A 21,084-nucleotide genomic window follows, 5' to 3' on the forward strand; every position below is an offset into this window, starting at 1 on the left:
GAGAAACCCACTTACAGAACGCAAGACTCTAAAAAGGGAATTCTTAACACTGGTAAAATTTAACAAACCAAGTGATAATTAATCGCTGGCTACAATACCAAAGGATCCCCACATTAAGTGCTAGCAATGTTTTGCACACAAATGAGCGCAGAACATATTGGTGGAGAATCATAAATAATGGAATTGGAGAACATGATGAATCATAAATTAAAATTTGCACTGCTTGCATCGCTATTACCTTTCACTGTATCAGCGGCTCAAGAACTGACTCCTTGGTATGTTGGCGCAGGTTTAGGCGTTAACAACTATGAACATATCGCGACCCAGAATGGTCAAGATGACCCATATGCATGGGATGTATTCGCAGGCTATATGTTCAATGATTACTTCGGCGCTGAAATCGGCTTCCGTGATTTAGGTAATGCTGATTGGACTGCAGCAGGTTTCAGCAATGATGCTGGCGTGAAAGGTGGAACTTTAGGTTTAGTGGGTATTTGGCCTTTGGCTAACCGTTGGAGCTTATCAGCTGAAGCGGGTGCTATGTATTATTCACTTGAGAATACTCAGAACGGTACTAACAAATACAGCTCAAACGATTTTGCTCCGTACATTGGTGCTGGTGTTGGCTATAACTTCACTGATAATTTGAAGTTACAAGCTAAATACCGTCGTTATGAAAACTTAGATGATACTGATTTCAATACTATTGAAGCTGATAGCAACTACTGGGGTCTAGAACTGAGCTACCGTTTCGGTAACACAGTTGCTGCGGCACCAGTTGCAGCAGCGGTTATCGCAGCAGCACCAGTTGACTCAGACAACGATGGTGTTTATGACGATAAAGATCAATGTCCAGCAACACCAGCAACCCATAAAGTTGACTCTGTTGGCTGTACCATTTACGAAAACGTAAAAAATAAAGAAGACGTGGGTTCAATTCAGTTTGCTAACGATTCTGCTGTAGTTAAAAAAGTTTTCTACAAAGATATCGAAAGACTAGCTAACTACCTGAACAAGAACCCAGAGTTCACAGTTGAAATCGCTGGCCACGCCTCTAACGTAGGTAAACCAGAGTACAACATGGTGCTGTCTGACAAACGTGCTGACGCAGTTGCCCAAACTCTTGTTGAGAAATACGGTATCAGCCAAAGCCGCGTAACTTCTAACGGTTACGGTGTTACTCAGCCATTGGTTGCTGGTGACTCGAAAGAAGCTTACGCAGCGAACCGTCGTATCGAAGCCATTGTAACGACTACGACTAAACAACCTGTTCTTAAGTAATATTACTTACTGACGTAAAAAAGTCGCTGCTTGCAGCGACTTTTTGTTTTTATGGGGTATACACTAGGACAAGCGATGCCCTCTACCACAGCCAAGATGAGAGCCTGTATCTCAAGCCAAACCTAAATAGACATAAAATTGTCATTTTTGTAATTTTTTTACATTCAAGGTTGGAAAAGTTGGCAAAATCGCTTCTAATAGTCATCAGTGAATTCCGAGTTAAGACTGCTACCTGAGAAGGATGTTTTTCATGGCCAATACATTAGAGCAACTCAAGTTATATACCACTATCGTCGCTGACACTGGCGACATCGAAGCGATTAAACGCTACCAACCTGAAGATGCGACAACCAATCCATCACTCATCTTGAAAGCGGCTCAAATTCCTGAATACGAATCCCTCATAGATAACGCTATCGATTGGGCAAAATCACAAAGTGCCGATCTCGCGCAGCAACTTGATGATGCCAGCGACAAGCTCGCCGTTAATATCGGTGTAGAAATACTGAAACTCGTTCCTGGGCGTATATCAACTGAAGTTGATGCCCGTTTATCATTCGATAAAGAACAATCAATTGCGAAAGCCCATAAGCTGGTTCGCCTCTACCAAGAAGCGGGCGTTGATAAATCACGTATTCTGATCAAACTTGCTTCAACATGGGAAGGCATTTGTGCCGCTAAAGAACTAGAAAAAGAAGGCATCAACTGCAACTTAACTCTGCTATTTAGCTTTGCCCAAGCACGTGCTTGCGCCGAGGCTGGTGCTTATCTAATTTCGCCTTTTGTAGGCCGAATCCTTGATTGGTACAAAAAAGATACAGGTAAAGACTACGATGCCGTAAATGACCCAGGAGTCATTTCTGTTACCGAAATCTATAATTATTACAAACAGCATGGTTTCAATACTGTCGTTATGGGCGCAAGTTTCCGTAATATTGGTGAAATCATCGAACTAGCAGGCTGCGATCGTCTCACGATTGGCCCTTCTCTGTTAGAAGAACTGGCTAATTCGCAAGTCGACATTACTCCTAAACTGGTTCCGGCAAGCAGCACTGTCGCAGCCGAAGCTCCATTAACAGAAGCGCAATTCCGTTGGGACTTTAACCAAGATCCTATGGCAGTTGATAAGCTTGCAGAAGGCATTCGAAACTTTGCTATCGACCAGGGCAAACTCGAAGTGATGCTCACGGCTAAGCTAGCAAACTAAGCACTCTGGAGACGGCGAGATGACACACTTGACCCAAAGCTCAACATGGCAAGCTTTATCAGCACACAGTAAAAATGTACCGCATATGCGGGAATTGTTTGCCACTGACGCGGCACGTTTCAATAAAATGTCGCTAACTGCCTGTGGTTTATTACTAGATTACTCTAAAAACAGAGCAACGACGGAAACGCTTGATCTGTTATTTACGTTGGCAAGCAATAGTCAACTTGAAGCAAAAATCAAAGCGATGTTTGCTGGTGAAATCATTAACACCACAGAGAAGCGCGCCGTTCTGCACACAGCGCTGCGTAGCACTGCGGAACAGTCGATTATTGCCGAGGGTCAAGACATAGTTCCTGAAGTTCAACAAACTCTGAATAAAATGCAAGGGTTTGTGAGCTCAGTGACGTCGGGTCAATGGAAAGGTTACACAGGTAAAGCGATAACCGATATCGTCAGTATCGGTATCGGTGGATCTTTCCTTGGTCCAAAAATTGTCTCTCAGGCGCTGCGCCCGTATTGGAACCCAGAGTTAAAATGTCACTTTGTGGCAAACGTCGACGGTACTTCAATCAGTGAGAAGCTGAAGTTACTGGATCCTGAAACGACTCTGTTCATCATGTCGTCCAAGTCTTTTGGAACACAGGAAACCTTAACCAATACCCTCACTGCGAGAGAATGGTTCTTAGCAAAAGGCGGTTTACAGTCGGATGTGGCAAAACACTTTGTCGCAGTGACGTCAAACGTCGCGAAAGCGACGGATTTTGGTATCGATGCAGACAATATTTTCCCTATGTGGGATTGGGTTGGCGGTCGTTACTCACTCTGGTCAGCGATTGGTTTACCGATAGCACTCTTGATTGGCATGGATAACTTCAGAGCCTTGCTCTCAGGTGCGCACCAAATGGATGAGCATTTCGCCAATGCGCCGCTGACAGAAAATATGCCAGTGATCATGGGCTTATTATCCCTATGGTACGGTAACTTCTTCAATGCTCAGTCCCATGTTGTACTGACATACGATCATTATCTGCGTGGTCTACCCGCTTACTTCCAGCAGCTCGATATGGAAAGTAACGGTAAGTCTGTCACCTTAAACGGGACGGATGTTGACTACAGTACAGGTCCGGTGATTTGGGGTGGCGAAGGCACTAATGGCCAACATGCATACCACCAGCTGTTGCATCAAGGTACTGCCCTGATCCCTGCCGATTTTATTATGCCACTGCAAAGTCATAATCCTATCGGTGAGCACCACGACCAATTAGCGTCAAACTGCTTTGGACAGACTCAAGCCTTAATGCAAGGTCGTACTTTTGATGAAGCCTTAGCCGAACTCGCTAATAGCGCATTATCTGCGGCTGAAAAGCAACTGATCGCAAAACATAAAGTGATGCCAGGTAACAAGCCGAGCAACACCTTACTCATGGATAAGCTCACGCCGAGCACCCTAGGTGCTTTAATTGCCCTATATGAACACAGAACCTTCGTTCAAGGTGCCATTTGGGACATCAACTCCTTCGATCAATGGGGTGTAGAACTCGGTAAGGATCTGGGTAACGATGTGTTAGCACGCATAGGTGCTGGCCAGGATTGTGATGCCTTAGATGCCTCAAGTAACGCATTGATTAACCTTTATCGACAAGGCAAAATCTAATCGAACAAAAAGCCAGCAATTGCTGGCTTTTTAATTTTATCCTTTTATTTTTATTCAACTTTTCGACTCTTCCTCGCTCTCAACCCACACTTAAGATCAACGACATATCACTCAAAGTTCATTTCAACTTAACACAATTGAAACATAATTCTTGCACCCTGTTTTAAAAATATGTTATTTAATCGCTGACAAAACATACAACAACAGGAGGTTGCCATGGATCGTTTAGATTATGGTTGTGCGCTAGATGAAGTCGTTGAAAGACCCGATCGTTCGCGAGGCTCCAATAAAAAGCGTAAATGGCGTGAGATCGAAGCGTTGAAAGATAAGCACCGTTTAATCAAAGAACTCCAAGAAATCGATAATAACTTTAACTACGACATTGATGCCATCCAGTTGTAATCACATGTTGAGGTGATCTAAACCATCATCTTAAACATGAACAAGAAAAGCGCCTTAGGCGCTTTTTTTATTTGTGATATTGAATGTGGCAGGAAATAAGAGGGAATGATATTAAGCGTGTTAAATGAGAAACTCGTTGATTACGGCTGCGAGCGCGAGCCCCCTAAACTCCCCATTACGACAATATGGCTATCGCTAAATGACTAACGCTATATGACTAATGCTAACCTCCGCTCTCATCAGCTAAGCTCTAACAAATCGTGAGTGACTCGCGAGCAACAACAGCTAGCGCAAAAACACGTCACTCTGTAGTATTGAATCCTCAGCTCAAGCCCGCAGAGTGAGCCCAATGAGTGAATCAATGCTAGTCAGTCGTTGTTAGATAAGCCCGCAAATCCTCAAATTCTTTCTGCTCGCGATCTAAGAATAAAGGATCATCAATCAAGGATTTCTGGCACTCAGACTCTATCAACTGCCAATCTTGTTCAGTCAAGGTTTTGGCCAATAACGGGAATATTTCCCGCTCCTCCATTTGCATATGCCGCTCTTGTAATGCGACATAATCTGCAAAATCAACAATCAGTTTCTCACGGGCAACCACAATATCACTGAGGATCAGATTCAACGTCGTCATCAAAGCAGCCGAGGCTTGGATCACTAACTCGTGTTCGGCACTCAACTTATCGATACTGTCATTAGCTTTATGCGCAAGATAGTAGGCATAAATAATGTCTTCAACCGGATGATGGCAACGCTCAGCATATCCCTGCATATATTCAACGATATCGCGCACCACGATGAAGTTGATTGACTCACCTTCTGACAGCTTCATCTGCTTGTTTTTTAAAACATTTAGCAATACAGCTATATGTTTATGATCATGCATGAGTCTTTTAAGCATAATGCCTCCTGGATATAGTTCTGACTATTGATACTAGTCAAGTCGTGGACTAACACCAATATAACAGGCTAAATCCTGTTCACTTTATGACGTTGATCAAGTAAATCACATACCGAACTGTAAACAGACCGCACGCACTCATATGTCTATCTCAATCTCAGGGGCATTTAGTGTTTTTTCTCACCACGTTATGATTGCTCAGCACGCTTTTATTGTTAAAACCACAACAAACTTACTTAGCAAGCTGATGTAGCTGCTGTTGTAACTTTTTAAATTCCAGCTGTTTTTCGCTTAGCTGCGCTTTATCTGCATCTGCAGCCTCAACGGCGAGTTGTGGATAATCCTTAAGCAGTTGTTGCTCAAGCACCAATGCTTGCTCAGTCTCCTTCGCTTCGATGAAGGCATGTAACTGATGTAAAGACTCTGCGAGTGGCACTTTATCTATGTCTGAAGACTCAGCCGCGCTGGGTGCATTCATCGACCTTGCAGCGATAGCAGGGCTGATTGCATCATGTTGTCGCTCAATAGCACCCGCAGCAGCCTTCGCTTGCTGCATTTGAGTCTGTATTTCATGCTTAGCCACGGCTTCTGATTGCATATTTGAGGATTGCAGCGCTTGCGTATCGGCCATCCTCGTCATGGCTTGTGGCGCTGGAGCACTCATCGCCATTGGACTTGGAGCCATAACATCTTCGATTTGCGGCCGATTAAGTACAAGTAAACCCACAACAAGCACCAAAGATGCAGCGCTCGATAACGCCCAAGGGTGACGTCGCCAAACAGAAGTTGGAGCTTCAACAGCAGTTATTTTGCTTTGATGCATTTCAGCTAAGTGAGTTTGCGCCAGCTGTAAGATATCTTGATCAAGTTGCTGCGGTGGAACTTCTAAAGCCTGTTGGCGATACCAAGCCAGCACTTCCTGTTGTAATGCGCGCTCATCGGCATTTGAAGATGAATTACTCATGACCCGCCTCCTGCCATTTCGCGCTAACGCAATCCTTTAGACTTTGGTAAGCGTAGCGAATACGGCTCTTAGTCGCTTCTAAAGTCACGCCCGCAATGTCGCTAATGATGGCAGCCGTAAAACCCATTTCAATGTTCAGGATAAATGCCTCTTTCTGGACTTGGGGTAACAGTGCGATGCAGGTCTTTAGCAATAAACTCTTTTGCGCTTCTTGCCACTGCACGTCGGGCTTATCTTGCTCACCTGCCACAAAAGTATCGAGTCCAGTTTCATCCTCATCAGTGGCGACTAAATCGACGGGTTTTACCGCTCGCACATGATCAATCAATAAGTTATGGGCGATACGGTATAGCCAAGTAGTAAACTTAGCACTGGCCTCGTAGTTAGCCGCTGCGCGGATCACCCGTCCCCATGTTTCTTGATATAAATCCTCAGCTAACTGCTTATCACCTAACTGGCGCACAAAGTAGCGATAAAGCGCGCCTTTGTGCTTCAGGTATAACTGCTCAAATGCTTTTGAATCGCCCTTGGCATAGCACAACATCAATTGCTCATCTGAGTGCTCATGGGTTGGTAATTGCGGTATTGCTAATGCCACGGGAAATTCCTCGTCATTTGGGTTAACCCCCTGTATTCACTTTTACTATTGTAATCTCTCATTACGCGGATTGCTCTTATCTCTCATTGGCTCGCCATGGAGTTTATCTTGGGGAGGAAAAGGTATATCCGAGCCATCGAATGTTTTCTTAATTGGCAGTTGATTAGATTGCTCTATCGCCGCTGCGGTTTCCATTAACTGCACAAACTCATGACGATAACCAAAGGGATCATCCCCTAATGCTGAACGTGCGAGTAAGCTTAACTTAGTATAATCAAATTGATGTAGATAGTGACTGCCATTCAGTAATTGCCCTAACCCTGCAACCGCGGCGGCAAATCTAAAATCATCACTTGCTTGCTCGAGCTGTTTAACGCTTTGATCTAACCTGATGGGATAACTCAGTAACTGGCTCTGCGTTTGCTCAGGCAACTTGTATCTCAGTTTAAGGAAGGCAATTTCTTCACGGCTGTATTTCTCTTTCCCCGTTTGAGCATCAACGCCATATCTGAGTTTATCATTCATCCTATTCCCGGCTTCAACGTACCTTAATTCATACAAGGCTGTAACGGTATGACCCGCGCCAATCTCGCCCGCATCCACCTTATCGTTATTAAAATCTTCCCGTGCTAAGGCGCGATTCTCGTAACCAATCAAACGGTATTCCGAGACTAAGGCCGGATTAAACTCTACCTGCACTTTCACATCTTTAGCGATAGTGAATAAGGTCGAACTCAACTCGTCCACCAGCACTTTACGCGCTTCATTCAGCGTATCGATATAGGCATAGTTGCCATTGCCCTTGTCCGCCAATTGCTCCATCAGTTGATCGTTGTAATTGCCCAAACCAAACCCTAAGGTCGTTAGGCCAATGCCATGATCTTTTTCCTTTTCAATCAAGGCAATCAAATCATCAAAATCTGTCACGCCAACATTGAAATCGCCATCGGTCGCGAGGATGACTCGATTTATGCCATTGGGGATAAAATGCTTTTTGGCCAATTGATAGGCTTGCGTGATCCCTTGCCCACCATTGGTTGAACCACCGGCACTTAATTGTTCTAACGCATAGGTCAAGGTGTGAGTGTCGTTCCCCGACGCGCCATCGAGCACCACACCAGCGGCCCCAGCATAAACCACAATAGAGACTTTATCCTGCGCACTTAATTGCGCTGTTAGCAGCTTTAACGCCGTTTGCAGTAAAGGCAATTTATCCGCTGACGCCATAGAGCCTGACACGTCGAGCAAAAAGACTAAGTTGCTGGCGCCTAACTGAGATTTAGGTAAGTCATAACCTTTAAGGCCAATCCGCAGCAGCATCATGTCATCGTTATAGGGTGAGGGAGCAAGCTCTGTTGTCACGCTAAACGGCGCCGCGTTTTTAGCGGGTAAGGGATAATCGTAGGCAAAATAATTGAGCATTTCCTCAACTCTGACAGTGCCTTTCTCGGGTAAGCGCCCTTCCCTCAGCATCCGCCTTAAAGTGGCATAACTGCCAGTATCGACATCGATGGAAAATGTCGATACTGGGATTTCCCCTGCCACCATGATGCCATTTTGCACTTGCTGCTCGAATTTATTTTGCGCTAACGGAATCGCGGCATAATCACGCGGCATTGGCGCTATGCTCATTCCTATCACTGCCCCATTGCTAGACATTTGCATCGGCGCCGCAACTCTCGCCATCTCAACCTTAGCGGCATCACGCATTTCAGCTTGGCGCTGTGACGCTACTTGATGACGTTGCTCGGCTTGCTGCTTGGCTTGTCGATGTTCAACCTCGGCGCCTTTACCGCCACAGGCCGTTAAACTCACAGCAAGCATTAATAACGCCGCCGCATTGGTCGCCGATGGGATACCGTTTCCCCGTTGCAGGTAGAAAGTTGGATCGGAAACTGAAACGGTTTTTGGGGAATATTTTGTTTTCATGTGGAATGCCTTTGATGTTGACCTAAAGCTGTAAACGGCCCGCATTAGCAAAAGGGTTAAAACATCTCGATATTTTGCAAAACATACTTAAATGAGAATTAAACCGCCTCAAGCACACTATTTATACAAAACAAAGTATTTTCAATCGCTTTTGCTGGCAAGATCACACTGCACATTCAATCTGGCCACTAAAATAGAAGCTTGTTGCTAGCCTCGCTATGGGACCCTCTTGTGTCACACTCAGCTCATTTATTTTCCCTAAGGATCGCCCACGCACTCACAGAAGCTTGCGTGAAAGATAAGTATTCGTTTAAACGTTTTGGGCAAGATCTTCTTGCCGGTCTCACTGTGGGTATTATTGCAATTCCATTAGCGATGGCATTAGCCATTGCCAGTGGTGTTGCGCCTCAATACGGCTTGTATACCGCCATTGTCGGTGGCTTTATTATCGCCATGTCTGGCGGCTCACGTTACAGCGTGTCCGGCCCGACAGCGGCATTTGTGGTATTGCTCTACCCCATAGCCCAACAGTTTGGTTTAGCAGGATTATTAATCGCGACTGTGATGTCAGGAATGATACTCGTCGGCATGGCGACGCTGCGTCTAGGTCGGTTGATTCTGTATATTCCCGAATCCGTCACCTTAGGTTTTACCGCAGGGATTGGCGTTGTGATTGCCACCTTGCAGCTAAAGGACTTTTTCGGGCTCGAAATTGCCCATATGCCGGAGCAATATCTGGCCAAGCTAATGGCATTAGCCCAAGCGCTACCTTCGGTCCATTTACCTAGCTTACTGGTTGCAAGCGCCACCCTAGCGACTATGCTACTTTGGCCTAAACTCAAAACACCTGTGCCAGCGCACCTTCCGGCAATCATACTCGGCACTATCCTCGCCTTGGTGCTCAATGCCATGGGCGCTGATATAGAAACCATAGGAACCCGTTTTCACTATCAACTGAGTGATGGCACCACAGGCATGGGGATCCCAGCGGTATTGCCGAGTTTCGAGTGGCCTTGGCTGCAAGCTGGCGCCAATGGTCAAGCTTTTCAATTTAATCTCGCGACCTTTCAAGCCTTGTTACCTGCCGCCTTTGCCATTGCCATGTTAGGGGCGATTGAATCGCTACTGTGTGCTGTGGTGCTCGATGGCATGACAGGCAAACGTCACAGTGCCAACAGTGAGTTACTCGGCCAAGGCATAGGTAATATCATCACGCCGTTTTTTGGCGGGATTCCGGCGACAGCGGCAATAGCCCGTAGCGCGGCGAACGTCAAAGCAGGCGCACAGAGTCCGATTGCGGCCATGATCCACGCCATAGTGGTATTGTTTGGTTTAGTCGCCTTAGCGGGCGTACTCGCCTACTTGCCGATGTCGGCCATGGCGGCACTGCTACTCGTCGTAGCTTGGAACATGAGTGAGGCCCACAAAGCGCTGCATTTAGTTAAAACCGCGCCCACCAGCGATATTATGGTCTTTGTTAGCTGTTTTTCATTAACGGTTATTTTCGACATGGTCATTGCCATCAGTGTGGGGATCATTCTCGCCGCCTTGCTGTTTATGAAGGAAATTGCCGAGATGACAAGGCTTTACGATATCAGCACCAACAAGCGTTATGTCGATCAAGAGTTACCCGCCGATTGGGCTGTTCTCAAAATTAACGGGCCGCTATTTTTCGCCGCTGCCGATCGCATTTTCTCCGAAATCGCCAGTCTCACCGAAGATAAACAAGTGATAGTGCTGTATCTCGATGGGGTCTCGATTCTGGATGCCGGTGGCTTAGCCGCGCTGACAAAACTGATTGAAAAATGCAAAGCGAATAAGACTAAGCTCATTATCGCCGATCTACAGTTTCAGCCCATTCGAACGCTGGCAAGGGCCAAAATCCAGCCGATTGAGGGCGTGTTAAAGTTTTACTCCACTCTACGTGAAGCCCTAACTGAAGCTCAGAGTGAAGCGCCAGTTATCACTCAGCAAACAGAAATCACTGCGGATAAGCAGACGCAGTAAACCAGCAGCGCAATTTCAGCGGCTTAATGCTGCTGACTTAAATCAAAGGCCAATCTCAGATTGGTCTTTTTTATGGCTCAATTACTCAAGCCATTCATCACAGCAAAAGACGTTTTTTCGCTCGCAAAAACGGGCAGAAATGACGAGGATCATGGTATTATTCAGCGCCATGATGCTTGCTACCGGTGACGGCTAGACAAGCATCAACTGTACCTAGACCTGAAACAAGGTCAAAATATAATTAAAATTAGTGAGTTAAGGAGTTATCATGCAAGCCCTTGTTGCTGTTGTTATGGGTTCTAAAAGTGATTGGCCCACGATGGAAGCCGCCGCTGAGATAATGGATAAACTGCAAGTGCCTTATCATGTTGAAGTGGTTTCCGCCCATAGAACGCCAGATAAACTCATGGAGTTTGCAGCCTCTGCCGCCGATCGTGGTTTTAAAATCATCATTGGTGGCGCCGGTGGTGCAGCGCACTTACCCGGTATGATTGCCTCTAAAACTCGCTTACCCGTATTAGGTGTCCCAGTCCAAAGTAAAGCTCTGTCAGGTATGGATAGCTTATTGTCTATCGTTCAAATGCCAAAAGGCATCGCCGTTGGCACTTTAGCCATAGGCACAGCGGGCGCATTCAATGCGGGATTATTGGCCTGCCAAATCCTTGCGAATAACGATGCAGAATTAGCGGCTCGTGTTGACGCTTTCAGAGAAGAACAGACCCGTGCGGTACTGGACAATCCAGATCCGAGGGAAGTTTAATGACCCAGACAAACACTAAACCTAAGGTTTGGGTATTAGGTAATGGTCAGCTGGGCGCTATGTTGACCCACGCTGGTGAGCCATTAGCGATTGAAGTTAACGCCGTCGATATCATGACGCCTACGGATGACATCCTGCCACTCGCGCCGCACGACATCATCACCGCCGAGCGCGAACAGTGGCCAGAGTCCGCCCTTAGCTTACAACTCAGCTCACACCCCCATTTTGTTAATGGTCCGGTATTTAGCCGTTTAGCCGACCGTTTTAGCCAAAAAAGTCTACTCGACCAGCTCAGTGTTCCCACAGCGCCTTGGACCTTAGTTGACGATAACACCCAAGTCGATACCCTGTATCAGCACTATGGCCCAAGAGTCTTGATGAAACGCCGTACCGGTGGTTATGACGGTAAAGGTCAACATTGGCTTAAACAAGCCGAAGCGGGTGATATTCCAAACGATTGGCGTAACCTTGCAATTGCTGAGCAAGCGATTAATTTTGATGAAGAAGTATCATTAGTTGGCGTACGTACTCGCGAAGGCGAATGCGTGTTTTATCCGCTGACGCTGAACTTACATCAAGATGGCATTTTAATGGCGTCGATTTCGCCACTGGCACGCTTAAGCCCTTTGCAAGCCCAAGCCGAAGCTATGCTCAGCGCCATTATGCATGAGCTTGAATACGTTGGCGTAATGGCGATGGAATGCTTCCGTGTTGGTGATGAGTTATTGGTGAATGAACTGGCACCGCGAGTGCACAACTCAGGCCATTGGACTCAAGCCGGAACCCATATGGATCAATTCCAGCTGCATTTGCGCGCACTTTGCGGAATTGCGATCCCACAGCCACAAGTGAATTTTCAGTGTGTTATGATCAATCTTATCGGTATCGATAATGATCCACGCTGGTTAAGTTTGCCTAATGCTGAGTTGTACTGGTACAACAAAGAAGTGCGCCCTGGTCGTAAAGTGGGCCATTTGAACCTATCAGTGCCCAACCAAACTGTGCTCAACCAGAGCATAGCCGCACTGCAAACATGGATGCCCATCCAATACCAAGCTCCTTTAGCCTGGATATTGGCCGAATACGCAGAAAATTCGCGTTAATTCAGTATTTAGTACCAAAATCGCTGATATGAAATTGTTCGCAGTTTCATATCAGTTTATATTTCAATTTTCGTTATATACTTAACAGAACTCAGTGTAGATACGTTAGTGATGTATAACATTCAATTGTGGCTAGCAATGACACGGATAAAGGAATACTCGAGTGAAATTAAGGGATAATTTCAAACGTAAGACCATAGATCGCTTAGATTATCGCTATCATCTGCTATTGCTCATCGTGCCGATATGTCTATTCGTCCTGCTATTTATCTTTAATGCACCCACAGAAGGTTGGACTATCCTGCCATTACTGTTTGTTTGCATCATTTACATTTTTGCCTACAGCCTGATTTACTATTTGCATCAAGGTCGTTTAACTCGACTGTGGGAGCATTTAGAGCAAGTCGTCACCATCAATGATGCCATTTACGAGCTCGCGCACCTCTCAAGCCATTATAAAAATGAGCATGCCTTTCTCGACGCCTTGCTCAACAAAGCCGTTTACGTGATTAATGGTGCCGAAATGGGCAGCATCATTAAAGTCAACGAAGCAAATAATAAACTGCATTTCGAATCTGTCGTGGGGCTCGATTTAGCAAAACTCAGACAACTGGATTTTACCTTAGAGCAAACCTTTGAATATCGGCTCACTAAGGGGAGATGCGATCAGGTCGTGGTCATCAATGATATGAAAAATATCAATGCTGCCAGCACCTTAACGGAAGATGATCAAAGAGTGTTACTCACAGTGTCCAAGCAGCCGATACGCTCAACACTGTCTAGCCCTATCCGTATCGATGGCAAGCTCTATGGCATGCTCAACCTCGACAGCAGTAGCCTAGGCGCCTTTAGCGATTACGACCGCAACCTTGTCTCTATCCTGACCCACGAAGCCAGTAATGCCATTGCGCTCTATCAGAAGTCACAGCAGATCACTAAACTCGCAAATTTCGATCCGCTCACAGGACTTTATAATCGAAAGAATTTTGAAGATGAACTGCACCACTGGCAGCACAAACCCCACCTTGGCAGCTTTTTGATTATTATTGATATGGATAATCTCAAGGCCATTAATGATGCCTATGGACACCAGACAGGCGATGTTGCCATTAAACGCACGGCCACATCCATACTGACCTATTGGCAAAATAAAGGCATTATTTCCCGTTTTGGTGGCGATGAGTTTGTCGCTTTATGCCATGGGCCGCTAACCCAAATCGAGCAGGACTTAGATGATATGCGCAAAACCTTGAATCAAGGTTCAGAGCTTAGCCTCGCTTTTAGCTTTGGGATTGCACCCTTCGAAACCGATTGGTATCAATCCTTTAAGACTGCAGATCATGCCATGTATGAGCAAAAGCGCGCGAAGAAGAAAGCCATTAAAGCATTAGAAACTTTCGCGGTGAAAGCACAATAAGCTCGTTGAACTCAGTTACGACAGCCGCTATTAACAGGCCAATATCAAAAGTCAGTATGTCTCTGAGTTGAATATCGAAGTTAAACACCTAAAGTCAGCCATAGACTCTCATTCAAATGGCTGATAATGGGATCAAACTAAGCTCTAGCCAAACCCTAACCCTAACCCTAACCCTAACCCTAACCCTAACCAAAGAATAAGCGCCACAGCCAAGATGAATCCAAATCTTTTTGGCAGGTTTTATATTGCGCCGCGTAACGTTTAGATCGCGCATCCACTTTGTTCGCTACTTTCACTAACCACGCCTTAGACTTGTAACTGCCACGGCGATAACCGCCCCAGCCTTCGTGATAATTAAGATACTGGGCCCGCGCATCCCATTTAGACACGCCATTAATCTTATGGGTTTTACTGATAAACCAGCCCATAAAATCCATAGCATCATCGAAATCACTGCGGCTCGACCAATTGTTGCCCGTCTCACGCACATAATCATCCCACGTCATGGTCTTAGCCTGCGCATAACCATAGGCATCGCTGGCACGGCCAATAGGGATAAATCCTAGAAAGTATTCCATCGGTGGCGCGGCATTGTGCTTGAATGAACTCTCTTGATACATCATCGCCAACGGCACATGCACTGGCACGCCCCATTTGTCACGGGCGTCTTTAGCGGCATCATACCAATCTCGGTGTTCTTGAAATATCTCACACAAATTTTCGGGAGACTTAGGCGGTGACGTCGCGCAACCAGACAAGATGCCGAGACTTGCGCAGAGTAAGATAGTGGAGGGTTTATTCATTAATATCATATTCTTTGGAGAGTTAGCTGGCTCCATGATGTCATAGACTCAGTCTGAGGCAAGCATAAAAAGCTTTTTTGCGCTTAGAAGATCTAAACGCAAGGGGTAAATCAATCTGACTTAAATCGGATGTTTGCTGGCTTAGCACTTGAGCTAAACGCTTTGGCTATTTCGTTTCGGGACTCAGCTCAAACTGACACTCATGCTCTTCTTGCTGCCACACACCTGGTTCCCAATACCCCGTGTCTTTGCCCATATAACGCTTATCGGTGTGAAATAGCGCACCGATATGATAACGCTGATGGCTCTCAACATTGAGCTTAAATACCTTAGGCGTTCGCGCGGCAAGCGTGACCGACAAGCTAGGATCATCAATCAGTTCCGCGACGGTAAACTCATATTCGCCGGGCGCTAGCTGATAATTAGGCTTAGAGACCACTGCCTGACCGTTTAAATGGGTCACGACGACGCGATACCAGTGAGTGCTGGCATCGGGCTGCAAATAACCCGACACAGTGCCACAGCCTAGGGGATCTTCAGGTGAAGCGGCGCAGCCTGATAATAAGGCACTGGCCCCAATCAAAGCTGCGCTGAAACGCAAGCGAGTGAAAGAGAATAAGTCCTCTTTCACGACTGAGCTCCAAAGTAATCTGCCAGATAATCATCGAATGAAACAGTACTCTGAGCGGCTTCTAGCTCGGCCTGCTTGTTAAGCGAGCTGGATGCTTCGGCTTGATACTGCGCTATAGTCTCGCTCGACAAAGGATAATCGACAAAGAATTGATAGTATTGCTGCGCCAACGTCATCACCCACTGACCATGATCTTGGCCTTTGTTGATCACGTTTTGCAGCACTTGTCCCGACAGGGTCAAGTTAGGATCTTCGACCGCTTTACGCCAATGGGCTAACGCCACTTGATAATCCGTCGCCTCACCATCGAGCAATACCGCCAAAGGTTGCAAGGCATCAAACAACTCTTCTAACCAAGATTTAAGCGAACGTGAACCGTCTGCGGTTAATAACTCAAGCCCAGGTTTACGGCCTTCAAGCACCACAGCTTTAAGATTCGCGCTTAATCTCGCCTCTTCGCTGGCTTCAGACTTAGGCGACTGCGTTAATAAACAATAGAGTAGGAATAAATCGAGGAAGCGCACTTGGGTCGCCTCAATGCCAATCGGGCTAAATGGATTAACATCTAAAGCACGCACTTCAATGTATTCCACCCCTGCACGGGCTAAGGCTTCTGACGGCTTCTCGCCACTGCGCGTCACCCGTTTTGCACGTATTGGCGAGTAGAACTCGTTTTCAATCTGCAATACGTTGGCATTGAGCTGACGATACTCACCATCGACTTTAACGCCAATATTGGCAAAGTTTGCCGAAGGCATTTTGATGGCCGCATTTACGCCAGCCAGATACTCAGGCAAAGAGTTATAGCTGATATTCAGCTCTTCTTGCTCTTTGTTGGTATAGCCTAAATCGCTCATACGCAACGAAGTCGCAAAGGGTAGATACAAAGTACCGTGGTCCGTTTTTTCAAACTTAAGGTCGGTTTTTTGATCTTTAATGAAAGAGCTACATAATGCCGGTGAGGCACCAAATAAATAAGGTAGCACCCAGACTAAACGGCGGTAGTTACGGATCAAGCCAAAATAGGATTCTGAAATAAAATCATCGTAACTTAACTGCTTATCGCTCAATTCGTACAGGCTTTGCCATAACTCTTGCGATACCGAAAAGTTAAAGTGCACCCCAGAAATAATCTGCATCAAGGCGCCGTAACGATAGGTTAAGCCCTTACGATATAAGGTTTTCATCATACCGGTATTTGATGAACCATAACGGGCAACGGGGATCTGTTTCTCGTCCTTAACATAACAAGGCATGCTCACAGGCCACAGGCGCTGACCATTTAAATGGCGCACGCTGAAGGCGTGAGTTTCAGTTAATCCGTTTAGCAATTGCTCAACATTATTATTTACCGGAGTAATAAACTCGAGCAAGGCTTCACTGTAATCCGTCGTAATACGCGAATGCATTAACGCTGAGCCTAAGGCTTCAGGATGTGAATCGGTGGCGAGATAACCCGACTCATCAATCCGCAACGCCTCACGTTCTATGCCACGTAACATACCCAAGAGTGCGGTGCGCCCATGGGCGTCCGAGAGATGTTGTACTAATTCATTGAATGACTTCAATTTGCGCTTCTCTAATTGGTGATTCGCTATCGCGACAAGGTTAACAGTCAGACCTTTATTTTGAGGCTTATCTTGCAAAATACGCCTCAAAATAAATCTAAACCTGTCTGTGGGGCAAGCCAAATTCACAACTTGTACAGTTAAAAGCAGACGGTGACAGCTAATGCTGTCACCGTCTTTCGATGTAAATCCGGTAAATATGTGACGAATAGTCGTTAATTAACGTACACATCTATCACCTATATAAGGGCGAAATACCAATTTACAATACTAAAGTTTCAATTGGATAGCCCAACGCCGCTAAATCTGCTTCGATTTTCGCTTTATCTCCCACCACTAGAATCACCATTTTATTGATATCTAGCTCGGAAGCCGCGAGGGCATTGAGTTCATCTTTTGTTACAGTATTAATGATCTTGTCCTGTTGAGTCGTAAAATCTTGGCTCAATTGGTAACGTTGGATCATGCGCATAAAGCCCGCTTTTTGATACGGCGTTTCATAATCAAGTGCTTGGCCTTGGGAGACTGAATTTCGCATAAAGGCAAGTTCAGTATCCGTCATCCCCTTTTGCTGGTACGCACTGATTTCTTTTACAAACTCAGTGAGTGCTTTCGCCGTCACGTCACTGCGAACGTTACTTGATGCGACAAAATCACCGACTTCAGCACCGCCTGCAAAACTGGTACGAGCACCATAGGTATAACCTTTATTTTCACGTAAATTCAGGTTGATACGACTATTGAATGCGCCGCCGAGCGGATAGTTCATCAGGTAAGATTTAAAGTAATCGCCTGTGGCATCATAGGGCAATGCGCGCTTGGCGATATTGATCACCGATTGCGCTGCGCCAGGTTTATCAATCAGATAAATCGTACCGCCTTTTAATGCTGGGAATGGCTTAAGTGGCGGCACCACAACTGAGGCCCCTTGCCACTGACTCAATCCCGCTAACTTAGGCAATAATACTGATTCAGGTAAATTGGCGACTGTGACGATTTTAGCGTTACCGCCTTGATACTGCTGGGCATAAAACGCTTTTACATCGGCTAACGTGAGCGCAGCGACTGAATCGAGCGTACCTATGTCATTCACGCCTAAGGCATTGTCTTTACCGTATAACAAAGACGACAACGCCGTATCAGCAAGGTAGCTAGGATCAGACTGCATATGCTGGATCTGCTGTAACTGCTGCTGTTTTACTCGGGTAAAGTCCGCTTCGTTGAAGGCTGGCTGGAAGAGCTTTTCTTCCATAATCGCCAGCGTCTCATCTAAATGCGCTGTCAGCGTCGATATTTTAATCGCACTTTGATATTCAGAGGCACTAAAGTCGACTGAACTGCCGAGCATTTCTAAGGCTTGCGAAAGCGCTTCACTGCTGCGTTTCTTGCTCGACTCATTGAGCATTTCCGCAGTCAGCGTCGCTAAGCCCGCTTTTTCAACTGGTACCAGTCTATGGCCGCCATTAAGGTACACAATCAGCTCAACCGTTGGCGTTTCAGTGCTTTGTGTCCCCATGACTTCTATGCCATTGGCTAAGGTTTTAGTCCATATTGTCGGAACCTTTAACACAGGTGCAGCGCCAGATGCGGGCATCTTAGTCCGATCAAAACTTGAAACGAGTTCAGGCTTTGGTAAATCCCCTTCAACCGCCGTTTGCGCAATGGGCAAGGTCGCTGGCGTGAAGTTATCGGCATGGGCGATAAGTGACGTCATACCCTGCGGCACCACACTCATCACCACCATAGGCTTATTTTTAATGTATTGCTTGTACACGCGCATCACATCGTCTTTGGTCACATTGGCATAACGACTCAAATCTGAGGCTATCATGTTCGGATTGCCCGACAGCGTTTGGTTCATCGCTAAGGCAGACACTTTGCCAGAAACACTTTGCAGGCTGTAAATGGTATCGGCCTCAAACTGCACTTTAACTTTTTGCAGATCGTCATCGGTAACGCCACGTTGCTCAAACTCATTAATAGAATCGAGGATACGTTGCTCCAGATCCGCCAGTTTGCCCCCCTTTTCTGGATTGGCTAAAGCGTAAATCGACATCTGACACGCCAGCTCTTGGCAAGGATGGCTGACATTGGCCTGCACGGCATAACCATCCTTCACTAAGTTTTTATATAACAAGGATGTTTTGCCGCCGCCTAGAATATTGGCTAACAGATCGAGCGCAGCTTCATCAGGATGCCTTGCGTATACGGTTGGAAAACCAATACGGATCAAAGGCAAGTGCACTTGATCTTCCATGGAGATGTAACGCGTTTTATCTAAGTTAACCAACGCCTTTTGCTCTAACGAGACTTCAGGGCCACGGGGGATTTCACCAAAATATTTATTCACCCAGGCTAAGGTCTGCATTTCATCGAAATCGCCACCTATGGTCAGGGTTGCATTGTTAGGCCCATACCAACGTTGGAAAAAGTGTTTAACATCATCAACTGTGGCGCGATTAAGATCGTCCGGCCAGCCAATCACAGGCCAAGAATAAGGATGACCGACAGGATACATGGCTTGGCTAAAACGCTCACTCATGCGGCCATAGGGCTGATTATCGATACGCTGTGCACGCTCGTTTTTCACTGTCTCGCGCTGCACTTCAAATTTTTCACTGGTGAGTGCCGGCAATAAAAAGCCCATACGGTCCGACTCAAGCCACAGCATTTTTTCTAATTGATTGCTGGGTACGGTTTCAAAGTAGTTGGTTCTGTCGGTATTGGTCGTGCCGTTTAAGGTGCCGCCAGCTTCGGTAACCACTTCAAAATGTTGTTCATCGGCGACGTGCTGCGAGCCTTGGAACATCATGTGTTCAAATAAATGTGCAAAACCCGAACGGCCAGCTAATTCTCGGGCAGATCCCACATGATAAGTCACATCGACATGCACTAAAGGATCGGAATCATCTTGATGCAAAATAACCGTTAACCCATTGGCTAATTGGTACTTTTTGTAGGGGATCCCTACTTGCGAATCGGCCAGTTGCACATTTTCGATAAGTTTAACGCCTGCGGGCAAGCTCGCCGTAGTCGTTTCAGATGCACAGCCCGCGAGTGCGGCAGAAATTGCGACCGCTAATATCCATTTCTTCAAAACATTCCCCTCATACATCAATGGGTCAAAAATACAGCTTCATAATCATAGTGCTGCGTATATTCATCGCTGTGTAGCGTAATAGTGCGCTTAAATGATTAAGCATTGGGATTTATGACTCGCAAAATTGACACTAAGTTCCTATCTATACAGTAAATTCAGTCTAAACGGAAAAACACTCCCCGCCCTTGACCATTAAATGCATCCTAACGCCATCATGCCATCCATTGCAGCACGGCAGCGGCAACAATTAAGTAACGAATTGTTTTACCAATTAAAATCATCAGCAAAGAGGAGATTAGCGGTAACCTCACCCAGCCCGCCAATAAACAGAGAATATCGCCGATAACCGGTGCCCATGAGAGTAACAGCGCCCATACGCCGTAGCGTTCAATCAAGGCGAGCCCCTTTGCGTGTTTACCTGTCGCTAACGCTTCTGGTGATTTTGCGAGGCGACCTAAGCGGCCTAAATAGAAACTGGTCATCGCGCCCAACGTGTTGCCAATACAGGCCACCACGACCAGCGCAACCCAAGCCTCTGGGGTTTTGTTTAATAGCGCTACGAGTAAGACTTCAGATCCCCCCGGTAACAAAGTCGCCGCTAAAAAAGCGCCGGAGAACATAATGCCTAACTCAGTCATAATGGCTTACTCAATGATAAATCTCTCTTTTTGTATTCAATGCGATAAGGTTTGTCATGGGTTAATTGAATGTTTCACTTAATCTTTTTGCAACAAGCTCACTAATCACAATAAGTTA

Annotated in this window: 17 protein-coding genes; 8 read left to right on the plus strand and 9 right to left on the minus strand. The window is 46.1% G+C overall.

The window, feature by feature from the left end; all coding sequences use genetic code 11:
- Positions 1 to 177: 177 nt before the first annotated feature.
- From FW758_RS21700 to FW758_RS21715, 4 genes are all read left to right on the plus strand, one after another.
- A complete protein-coding gene (locus tag FW758_RS21700) occupies positions 178 to 1,281 on the plus strand; it encodes an OmpA family protein (RefSeq protein WP_446446486.1) in 1,104 nt (367 codons plus the stop codon).
- A gap of 250 nt (positions 1,282 to 1,531) precedes the next feature.
- Complete coding sequence (gene tal / locus FW758_RS21705) at positions 1,532 to 2,488, plus strand: transaldolase (RefSeq protein WP_446446487.1); 957 nt, start codon at positions 1,532 to 1,534, stop codon at positions 2,486 to 2,488.
- Between the two features lie 19 nt (positions 2,489 to 2,507).
- Positions 2,508 to 4,145 carry a glucose-6-phosphate isomerase gene (gene pgi, locus FW758_RS21710; RefSeq protein WP_446446488.1) on the plus strand — a complete coding sequence of 546 codons (1,638 nt, stop codon included), beginning with the start codon at positions 2,508 to 2,510 and terminating at the stop codon, positions 4,143 to 4,145.
- 216 nt (positions 4,146 to 4,361) lie between these two features.
- Positions 4,362 to 4,547: a DUF3545 family protein gene (locus tag FW758_RS21715; protein WP_006084967.1), complete on the plus strand. Its 186-nt coding sequence runs from the start codon at positions 4,362 to 4,364 to the stop codon at positions 4,545 to 4,547.
- Between the two features lie 364 nt (positions 4,548 to 4,911).
- Here FW758_RS21715 and FW758_RS21720 read toward each other — a convergent pair whose 3' ends face one another.
- From FW758_RS21720 to FW758_RS21735, 4 genes are all read right to left on the minus strand, one after another.
- Positions 4,912 to 5,448 carry a hemerythrin domain-containing protein gene (locus FW758_RS21720; RefSeq protein ID WP_446446489.1) on the minus strand — a complete coding sequence of 179 codons (537 nt, stop codon included), beginning with the start codon at positions 5,446 to 5,448 and terminating at the stop codon, positions 4,912 to 4,914.
- Between the two features lie 232 nt (positions 5,449 to 5,680).
- Positions 5,681 to 6,412 carry a hypothetical protein gene (locus FW758_RS21725; RefSeq protein ID WP_446446490.1) on the minus strand — a complete coding sequence of 244 codons (732 nt, stop codon included), beginning with the start codon at positions 6,410 to 6,412 and terminating at the stop codon, positions 5,681 to 5,683.
- Positions 6,405 to 7,010: a sigma-70 family RNA polymerase sigma factor gene (locus FW758_RS21730; RefSeq protein ID WP_006080615.1), complete on the minus strand. Its 606-nt coding sequence runs from the start codon at positions 7,008 to 7,010 to the stop codon at positions 6,405 to 6,407. Before FW758_RS21730 ends, FW758_RS21725 begins: the two co-directional genes overlap by 8 nt.
- Positions 7,011 to 7,055: 45 nt before the next feature.
- The gene (locus FW758_RS21735; RefSeq protein ID WP_446446491.1) at positions 7,056 to 8,939 is read right to left on the minus strand and encodes a vWA domain-containing protein; all 1,884 of its coding nucleotides are present in this window, start codon (positions 8,937 to 8,939) and stop codon (positions 7,056 to 7,058) included.
- Between the two features lie 231 nt (positions 8,940 to 9,170).
- Between FW758_RS21735 and dauA the strand changes: the two genes are divergently transcribed.
- The 4 genes from dauA to FW758_RS21755 all read left to right on the plus strand — a co-directional run bounded on the left by dauA (position 9,171) and on the right by FW758_RS21755 (position 14,226).
- The gene (gene dauA / locus FW758_RS21740) at positions 9,171 to 10,946 is read left to right on the plus strand and encodes a C4-dicarboxylic acid transporter DauA (protein ID WP_446446492.1); all 1,776 of its coding nucleotides are present in this window, start codon (positions 9,171 to 9,173) and stop codon (positions 10,944 to 10,946) included.
- A gap of 268 nt (positions 10,947 to 11,214) precedes the next feature.
- Complete coding sequence (gene purE, locus FW758_RS21745) at positions 11,215 to 11,706, plus strand: 5-(carboxyamino)imidazole ribonucleotide mutase (protein WP_006084961.1); 492 nt, start codon at positions 11,215 to 11,217, stop codon at positions 11,704 to 11,706.
- Positions 11,706 to 12,809 (plus strand): 5-(carboxyamino)imidazole ribonucleotide synthase, encoded by a 1,104-nt coding sequence (gene purK, locus FW758_RS21750; protein WP_446446493.1) that lies wholly within the window; start codon positions 11,706 to 11,708, stop codon positions 12,807 to 12,809. The genes purE and purK overlap by 1 nt, the downstream gene beginning before the upstream one ends.
- 163 nt (positions 12,810 to 12,972) lie before the next feature.
- Positions 12,973 to 14,226, plus strand: a complete 1,254-nt coding sequence (locus tag FW758_RS21755; RefSeq protein WP_006080609.1) for a GGDEF domain-containing protein — start codon at positions 12,973 to 12,975, stop codon at positions 14,224 to 14,226.
- Between the two features lie 185 nt (positions 14,227 to 14,411).
- Here FW758_RS21755 and FW758_RS21760 read toward each other — a convergent pair whose 3' ends face one another.
- From FW758_RS21760 to FW758_RS21780, 5 genes are all read right to left on the minus strand, one after another.
- A complete protein-coding gene (locus FW758_RS21760) occupies positions 14,412 to 15,029 on the minus strand; it encodes a transglycosylase SLT domain-containing protein (protein WP_086014855.1) in 618 nt (205 codons plus the stop codon).
- A 166-nt stretch (positions 15,030 to 15,195) separates the two neighbouring features.
- A complete protein-coding gene (locus tag FW758_RS21765; protein ID WP_446446494.1) occupies positions 15,196 to 15,660 on the minus strand; it encodes a hypothetical protein in 465 nt (154 codons plus the stop codon).
- Positions 15,657 to 17,306 (minus strand): glutamate--cysteine ligase, encoded by a 1,650-nt coding sequence (gene gshA, locus FW758_RS21770; RefSeq protein WP_446446495.1) that lies wholly within the window; start codon positions 17,304 to 17,306, stop codon positions 15,657 to 15,659. The genes FW758_RS21765 and gshA overlap by 4 nt, the downstream gene beginning before the upstream one ends.
- A gap of 184 nt (positions 17,307 to 17,490) precedes the next feature.
- Positions 17,491 to 20,343, minus strand: coding sequence for a M16 family metallopeptidase (locus tag FW758_RS21775; RefSeq protein ID WP_446446496.1), 2,853 nt, complete (start codon positions 20,341 to 20,343; stop codon positions 17,491 to 17,493).
- 197 nt (positions 20,344 to 20,540) lie between these two features.
- Positions 20,541 to 20,966 (minus strand): YqaA family protein, encoded by a 426-nt coding sequence (locus FW758_RS21780; RefSeq protein ID WP_446446497.1) that lies wholly within the window; start codon positions 20,964 to 20,966, stop codon positions 20,541 to 20,543.
- Positions 20,967 to 21,084 lie beyond the last annotated feature (118 nt).

Source organism: Shewanella sp. 1180_01 (assembly GCF_052850535.1).